Source organism: Comamonas thiooxydans (assembly GCF_000964545.1).
GTDB classification, from domain to species: domain Bacteria; phylum Pseudomonadota; class Gammaproteobacteria; order Burkholderiales; family Burkholderiaceae_C; genus Comamonas; species Comamonas thiooxydans.
In genome coordinates, this window is sequence record NZ_BBVD01000011.1 from 140,569 (window position 1) to 148,030 (window position 7,462).

General features: G+C 62.3%; 2 protein-coding genes. Both read left to right on the top strand.

All coding sequences use genetic code 11. From position 1 onward, the window contains the following. The first annotated feature begins 593 nt into the window (after positions 1-593). Positions 594-4,490: a DUF748 domain-containing protein gene (locus tag Cth01_RS18575; RefSeq protein ID WP_045840043.1), complete on the top strand. Its 3,897-nt coding sequence runs from the start codon at positions 594-596 to the stop codon at positions 4,488-4,490. A 215-nt stretch (positions 4,491-4,705) separates the two neighbouring features. Next, the gene (locus Cth01_RS18580) at positions 4,706-7,357 is read left to right on the top strand and encodes a DUF349 domain-containing protein (protein ID WP_045840044.1); all 2,652 of its coding nucleotides are present in this window, start codon (positions 4,706-4,708) and stop codon (positions 7,355-7,357) included. Positions 7,358-7,462: the final 105 nt, after the last annotated feature.

Below are 7,462 nucleotides of genomic sequence, written 5' to 3' on the forward strand. Positions count from 1 at the left end.
CGGATTCAAGAGGTGTATACGCTCACATCGTTTTATTTGTCATCAAGGCGAAATAAAGTGCAAAAAGCCTGGTAGCCCTACGCGAGCACAGATATAGTGAATCTGCCTGCACGTTGCAGGTGCTTGCCAAAGGAAAGGAAAAGCAAATTCCGCCGAGGCCTTTGATTCCATGGGCTGTTGGCACTTGCTCTTTATCTTCGCTTGAGGCACAAAAGGGAGCAATCGTTGCTTCCAGCGGCAAGGACCACACCCTCCTTGATCCGCGAAAAACGGCCCGGTCTGGTACCGGCCGTAAAGCCCGGAAGTCGGTTTCGCCACTTCCGGGCTTTGTCATTTCCGGCGTTGTCTTTTCTCTGCAGCGCATTGTTTGCATTTTTCGCGCTCATCTGCCTCTGGTCGGCATTCCTATAGCGCAAACTTCTCCCTGGAAACGCCTCTTGCCTCTGAAACGCCTCTTGCCTCTATCTATATATAGAGCGCAATCTAGATACACCAGGGTGCGCTCAAGGTACAGTGGTGTTCCGGGCGCGCGGCGGGTCCCGCCCCTGAGAGTCTTGGAAGGCTTTCAATCTCTGCATCAATAACAATTGCCCATGTCCTTGCTCACATCGAATCGCTGGCTTCGCCGGCTGATCTGGTCTGTTCTTGCTCTTTTGCTGTTATGGCTGCTGCTCTGGGCGGTAGTGCCCTGGGTGGCCAAAAGCCAGCTGGAAAAACGGGCTGCCGAGAAACTGGGGCGCGGCGTCCATGTGGGCAAGATCGAGTTTGCGCCCTGGGCCATGTCCATCACCCTGCATGAACTGGTGATCGATAAGGCTATAAAAAAAGTAGCTGAAACCGCTGGTGCAGAGAGCTCTGCGGCTCAGAAAGATCTGAAATCCGCCGCCGAGCCACAGCTGCAGATCAAGCGCATCTTCATCAATGCCAGCGCGCAGTCCTTGTTCAGGCTCGCTCCTGTGCTGGATGCGATCGAGGTCGATGCGCCGGTGGTGCGCCTGACGCAGCATTCACTGGGCAAGCTCGATATCGACGATGTGATTGCCAAGCTCTCCGAGCCCGATGACGAGGAGCCATCCAAGCCCCTGAGCTTTGCGCTCTACAACATTGCCTTGCGCGACGGCCGTATCGAGCTCAATGACGAGTTTGTGCAGCGCAAGCACGAGCTCAAGGACTTGCAGCTGAGCATTCCTTTCATCAGCAATCTGGCGTCCAAGCGCGAGATCAAGGTGCTGCCGCATCTGGCTTTCGATCTCAACGGCAGCAAGTTCGATACCTCGGGCGAGAGCACGCCGTTCACTGACACCCGCCAGACGGCGATGCAACTCAAATGGGAGCACATCGATCTGGCCCCTTATCTGGGCTATGTGCCTGCCAGCGTTCCCGTGCAGCCTCTGTCTGGCGTGCTGGACACGGATCTGCAGATCAGCTTCGAGCAAAAAGACCAGCCTGTGGTCAGCATCAGCGGCAAGCTGGCCTTGAGCAATGTCGCGGTGCAGGACCGCCAGAGCGCGCCGCTGCTGAACTTTGAGGCGCTGGAGGTGCAGCTCAAGAATGTTCAGCCTCTGCAGAACCAGATTGCGCTCGAATCGGTGCGCTGGGTCAAGCCCGAGGTTCATGCCAGCCGCAATGCGCAGGGCGTGATCAACTGGCTGGGGTTGAATGCGCCGTCCACTGCTGCAGCAGCGCCCGCCGAAAATGCAGAGCCTGAGTCTGATTCCTCCGACGCCAAGGCTTCGGTCCAGGCGGGCACCAAGGCCGAGGCGCCCGCCCAGTCCCTCGCAGTGAGCGTGAAACAGTTCGATATTGATAGCGCTACAGTGCATTGGAGGGATGCTGCTACAGGCGCGGCGCCTGCGGCGCTGACCCTGGCTCCTTTGATGCTGCAGGCCAAGAATCTGGCTTGGCCCATGAATGCGCCTTTGCAACTGACGGCCACTGCAGGTTTGCAAACGGCTGAGCAGGCCCGGGTGGAAGGGGCTGCCAGGCTGGCTGTGGATGGAGAAGCCACGGACAAGGCGGGCAAGCTCAATCTCAAGCTCGAGCAGTTGCCGCTGCAATGGGTGCAGCCCTATACGGAAGCGCATTTCAAGCCGCAGCTCAGCGCCATGCTCAATACCGATGCCCGGATTTCCTGGGGTGAGGGCGGAGTCGTGGCAGAGGTGGCCGAGCTGACTGCCGACAAGCTGCAGCTGCAGGACAAGCAGGCCCCTGTCAATATCGAACAGATCAAGGTCAGCGGCGTTCAGGTCGATCTTGCTGCCCGGCAGGTGCAGGTGGAGGCCATTGCCGTGCAGAAGCCGCAACTCGCGGCCCTGCGTGACGCACAAGGGCACTGGATGTACGAGCGTTGGTTGCCCGTGGCATCGCCTGCAGCCAGGCCGGCAACGCAGGGCAGCAAGGTGGAACCGGGCAAACCCTGGTCGGTCAAGCTGGCAGCGATTGCCGTGGATGGCGGTGCGCTGCAGTTTCGCGATGCAGCACCTGTGCAAGGCGGGAATGCACGGCCCGTGCAGCTGGATGTGAGCGCCTTGCGCATACGCCTGGGGGCTTTCGAGCCTCTGGCGGCCAAGGCAGCGCCGACTCCGCTGGAGGTCTCGGCTCAGCTGGCTGCCAGTCGCCGTGTGCAGGCTGGTCATATTCAGTTCAAGGGGCAGTTGGGTCTGACCCCTGTTTCGGCTCAGGGGCAGTTGCAGGCCCGTGCCGTGCCCTTGCATGCGCTGGAGCCGTATTTCGGTCACAAGCTCAATGTGGATCTAGTGCGTGCCGACGGCAACTTCCGGGGCAAGCTTAACTATCTGGCCCATGCCAAGGGGCCTCAGCTGTCTGTGTCGGGCGATGTGGAGCTCAACGACCTGCGCGTACGCTCCACGCTTGCGGCCCCGGTGCAGGAAGAGGTGGGCAAGCCCAGTACCGCCAAGGGCGCGCTGACGGCAGTGCTCAATGACTCAACGGCAGACCGTGCCAAGGCACTGGCTGCGCGCACAGGTCTGGGTCTGGGCGATGATTTGCTGGCCTGGAAAACGCTGATGGTGCGCGGCCTGGACCTGAATATGCAACCGGCTCAGCCGCTGCGGGTGAGCGTGCGCGAAACCGCGCTGAGCGACTTTTTTGCGCGCGTCATCGTGCAGCGCAACGGCCGCATTAATCTGCAGGACATTGTGAAGACCGAAAAGTCCGAGCAGTCCGTCGCACAGAACGAAGAGGCGAACGCCCAGGCGGCTGCTGGCGAGAAGCCCGAGCTCAGCAGACCTGTGGCTGAGCCCGTAAAGCCCGAAGATGTCGGCCCCGCGCCCATCATCAAGGTCGGGCCCATTGTGCTGACGGGCGGCAAGGTGCAGTTTTCCGACTATTTCATTCAGCCCAACTACTCGGCCGATCTGAGTGAGCTGAACGGCCGTCTGAGCGCCTTCTCTTCGCAGGCTCCTGCAGGCCAGGTCGAGCCGCAAATGGCCGATCTTGAAATCAAGGGCAAGGCCCAGGGTACGGCGAAGCTCGATATCAGCGGCAAGGTCAATCCGCTGGCCAAGCCTCTGGCGCTGGATGTACGCGCCCAGATGAATGACCTGGAGCTGTCGCCGCTGTCGCCATATTCCATCAAGTACGCGGGCTATGGCATAGAGCGCGGCAAGCTCTATATGGATGTGAACTACAAGGTGCAGCCTGATGGGCAGCTCACGGCATCGAACAAGCTGGTGCTGCGCCAATTGACCTTTGGCGACAAGGTGGAGGGCGCGCCCGCATCGCTGCCCGTCAAGCTGGCTGTGGCCCTGCTGTCCGACCGCAACGGCGTGATCGATCTCGATGTGCCTCTGAGCGGCTCGCTCAACGATCCGCAGTTCCGTCTGGCGCCCATCATCTTCAAGGTGATCGGCAACATCATCATGAAGGCAGTGACCGCGCCGTTTGCGCTGTTGTCGGGGGCGTTCTCGGGTGGCGACGAGTCGGGCGCAGTCAACTTTGCGCCGGGCAGCGCCAAGCTCGACGGCAAGGCCAGGGAGCAACTGGCCAAGATCGTCAAGGCACTGAACGACCGCCCCGCGCTCAAGATGACGGTGGTGGGCGAGTCGCGTGAGGCCGAAGACAAGGAGGCCTGGAAGACTGAAGAGCTGGATCGTCTGCTGCTGGCCCAAAAGCGCCGCAACGTGATTCGCGAAGGCAAGAGTGGAGACGAGGTGATGGAGTTCAGCGATGCCGAGCGTCCGGCTCTGCTCAAGGCCGTTTACGGTCGAGCCGACATCAAAAAGCCCCGCAACATGGTCGGAATGGCCAAGGATCTGCCTGCAGACCAGATGACGGCGCTGCTGGTGGCCAGCATCAAGGTGCCTGACGATGCCATGCGCGAGCTGGCGCTGGCGCGCGGTGTGGCTGTGCGGGACTATCTGGCCACGCAACAGCTGCCGCTGGAGCGCCTGTTCCTGGGCGCTCCCAAGCTGGATGTGCAGGATAAGGACTGGACGCCACGTGCCCAGTTGAGCCTGTCTGCGCAGTGATGAAAGTGCTGCGAAACACCTTGCGATTTCGCATTTTTTGGCTTGCCTTTAAATAAAGGCGAAAATACCGGTTTGCCCAGGTGCTTATGTGCCTGGGCTTGCGCTTGGAAAGTCTGCCCTCATGTGGGTTGGCACTGGCCCGTTGCAGCGTTGACTGCGCTGGCTGCCAAGCATTTTCTGACCCTTACATGACATCTATTTCTCCTAGCAGCACCATGTCTGATGCATCTGAAGTGAACCCGGCCTCTGCCAAGAATACTGAGCAACATCCGCTGGATGCATTGACGGGTGGTGCTTTCTCCGCCGAGACGTCGGGTGATCGCGCCGCGCGCATTCGCGACTGGTTGGCGACTCAGCCCACGGTCGAGCAACTCCAGGACGTTCACAAGGAACTGAGCAAGGGCGACAAGAGTGCTGCCCGTGCCGTGCGCGAGCGCCTTGACGAAATCCGTCGCACCGCGAATCAGGAAAAAATTTCCGTGGAATGGGCCGAGAAGGCTCAGGCACTGCTGGCTGCAGAGCCCTTCGATGCCGCGGCTGCAGCTGCCTGGCAGCGTGATGCCGCCAAGGCCGGTGCCGCGCTGTCGCGCGAGCCTCTGTCGCAGTTCAAGGCCCGATTGGGCGAGCGCGTGAAGGCTGTGGAAGACCTGCAGCATCGCACCCAGGTGCAGCGCGAAGTGGCGCTGCTGCTGGCGCAGCGCATCGAAGTGCTGTCCACCAAGTCCTGGAAGGATGCCAAGGCGGTGCTGGAAGCCCTGGGAGTCGATGTCGCGCGCTGGCAGGAGCAGGCCAAGGAGCTGACCGGCGACGCCAGCTGGGGCAGCGTGGACGGCCGTTTCCCGCCTCAGCTGGAGGCAGCCTCTGCACAACTGGCGCTGGTTTGGGATGCTTTCCAGTCTGCACTGGCACAGACCGAGGCCGCTGCCGCCGACGAGGCAGCGCCGTTGCCCACGGTCCCCGTCTGGGCCGACGAAATCCGCGTGGCTCGTGGTTTGCCTCCCGAAGCCGCAGCTGTGGAAGTGGCCAAGCCCGCCGCACCGCGCGCAGCAGCCGCCGGCCGTGGCAAGCCCACGCCCGAGCAGGTGGAAGCAGCCAAGGCTGGCCTGGGCCAGGCCCTGCAGGCGCTGAAGGCAGAAACTGCAGCTGGCAACAGCCAGGCCGGCTCCGAAGCCGTGCAAGCCATGCGCGCAGCCATCAAGGCCCATGGCCGTTTTGTGGACGAAGCGCTGGTGGGCGAAGTGCATGAAGCCCTGTTGGCCGCCGGTGAGGCCGAGGGTTGGCAGCGCCATCTGGCCGAGAAACTGCGCGAGGACCTGGTGGCCAAGGCCGAAGCCTTGCTCAACCGTCCCGAAGGCCAGGCACTGGGTGGTCGCAAGATCCAGGAAACCCTGCGCAGCCTGCGCGAACAATGGAAGCAGGCCGACCAGGGTGCCATGGCCAATCATGCGCTGTGGAAGAAGTTTGACGAGGCCTGCAACGCAGCCTACAAGGTGGTCGAGTCCTGGCACGACAAGATTCGTCAGGACAGCACGCAGGCCAAGGCGCAGCGTCTGGCGCTGATCGAAGAAATCAAGGCCTGGGCTGCAAGCAATGCGGCCAGCCAGGACTGGAAGAGCATGTTGCGCGCGCTGCGCCAGTTTGGCGAGCGCTGGCGTGAAAGCGGCCATATCGGCGAAAAGCTGTTTGCCGAACTGCAGCCCCTGTTCAAGCAGGCCATGGCTGCTGCCGAAGCGCCCCTGCAGGCTGCACAAAAGGCCAGCCTGGAGCGTCGCCATGCCATGATCGACGAAGCCACGGCCTTGGGCGCAGCCCCCAGCCTGCGTATCGACGCGGTGAAGGCGCTGCAGCAGCGCTGGCAGGCCGAAGCCCAGGTGGTGCCGCTGGATCGCAAGCACGAGCAAAAGCTCTGGGATGCATTCCGCAAGCCGCTGGACGATGCCTTCAATCGCAAGAGTGTGGAGCGTGGTGGTCGCAGCCAGGTGGCGGTTGAGTTGTCCGAGCATGATCGTCGGGTGCTGGATGCGTCCAAGGCGGTCGAGGCGGCCAATGCCAGCGGCGATGCGCAAAAGATTCACGCAGCGCTGGCCGAGCTCGAAGCAGCCATCAAGGCTCAGCCCGCCAAGTCTGATGAAAACCAGCCCCAGGGCCAGGCAGAGCAAGCGTCTGAAGCTGTTGAGGCGCAAGCGAGCGAAGCCGCTGCAGTGGCCAAGCCGGCACGTCCCGTGGTGGCCGTGCGTGGCGATGACCGCCCTGGCATGAGGAAGGAAGCGGCAGCTGCTGCAGGTGGTCGTCCTGGTGATCGCAAGGATGGCGGCCGTGGACGCGATGCAGCGCGCGGCGAGCGCGATGGTCGCGACAGCCGTGATGCCGGCCGTGGCCGTCGCGAGTTCACGCGAGAGGAGCGCGGACCGCGCCTGGCCGATCCGGCCTTCCGCGCCCAGCGTGATGCCGTGGAGCATGCCCAGGAAGCTCTGCGCAAGCTGGCGGCACAGGCGCACGGCGAAGCGCTGACTCAGCTGCTCGGTGCCTGGCAGGCTCGTGATGCTGCGCAGCTGCCATCGGCTCAGCAACTGGGCAGCAAGGTGACGGCGCCTGTGCGCTCTTCCTGGTCCGGTGCTGTGGCTGCTGCACCCAAGGGCAATGCTGCAGAGGCCCTGCTGCGCCTGGAAATGGCTGCCGATGTGCACACTCCTGCCGATCAGCTGGCGGCACGCCGTGCGCTGCAGCTGCAGATGCTGACCCGCCGCAACGATCCTTCTCCCCAGCAGACCTGGGGTCAGGACGTGGCCACTGTGCTGGGCAGTGCCAGCGATGAGGTATCTGCCCGTCGCCTGCAGACCGCACTCAAGCAATTGCTGCGCAAGTAAGCGACATATCGCCTCGATGGGAGGCGGTTGCCAAAGAAAAAGGGAGCCGTTGAGCTCCTTTTTTCGTATGTGCCGCGTACTGTCAGAGGGAGTCGGGGGGGCCAA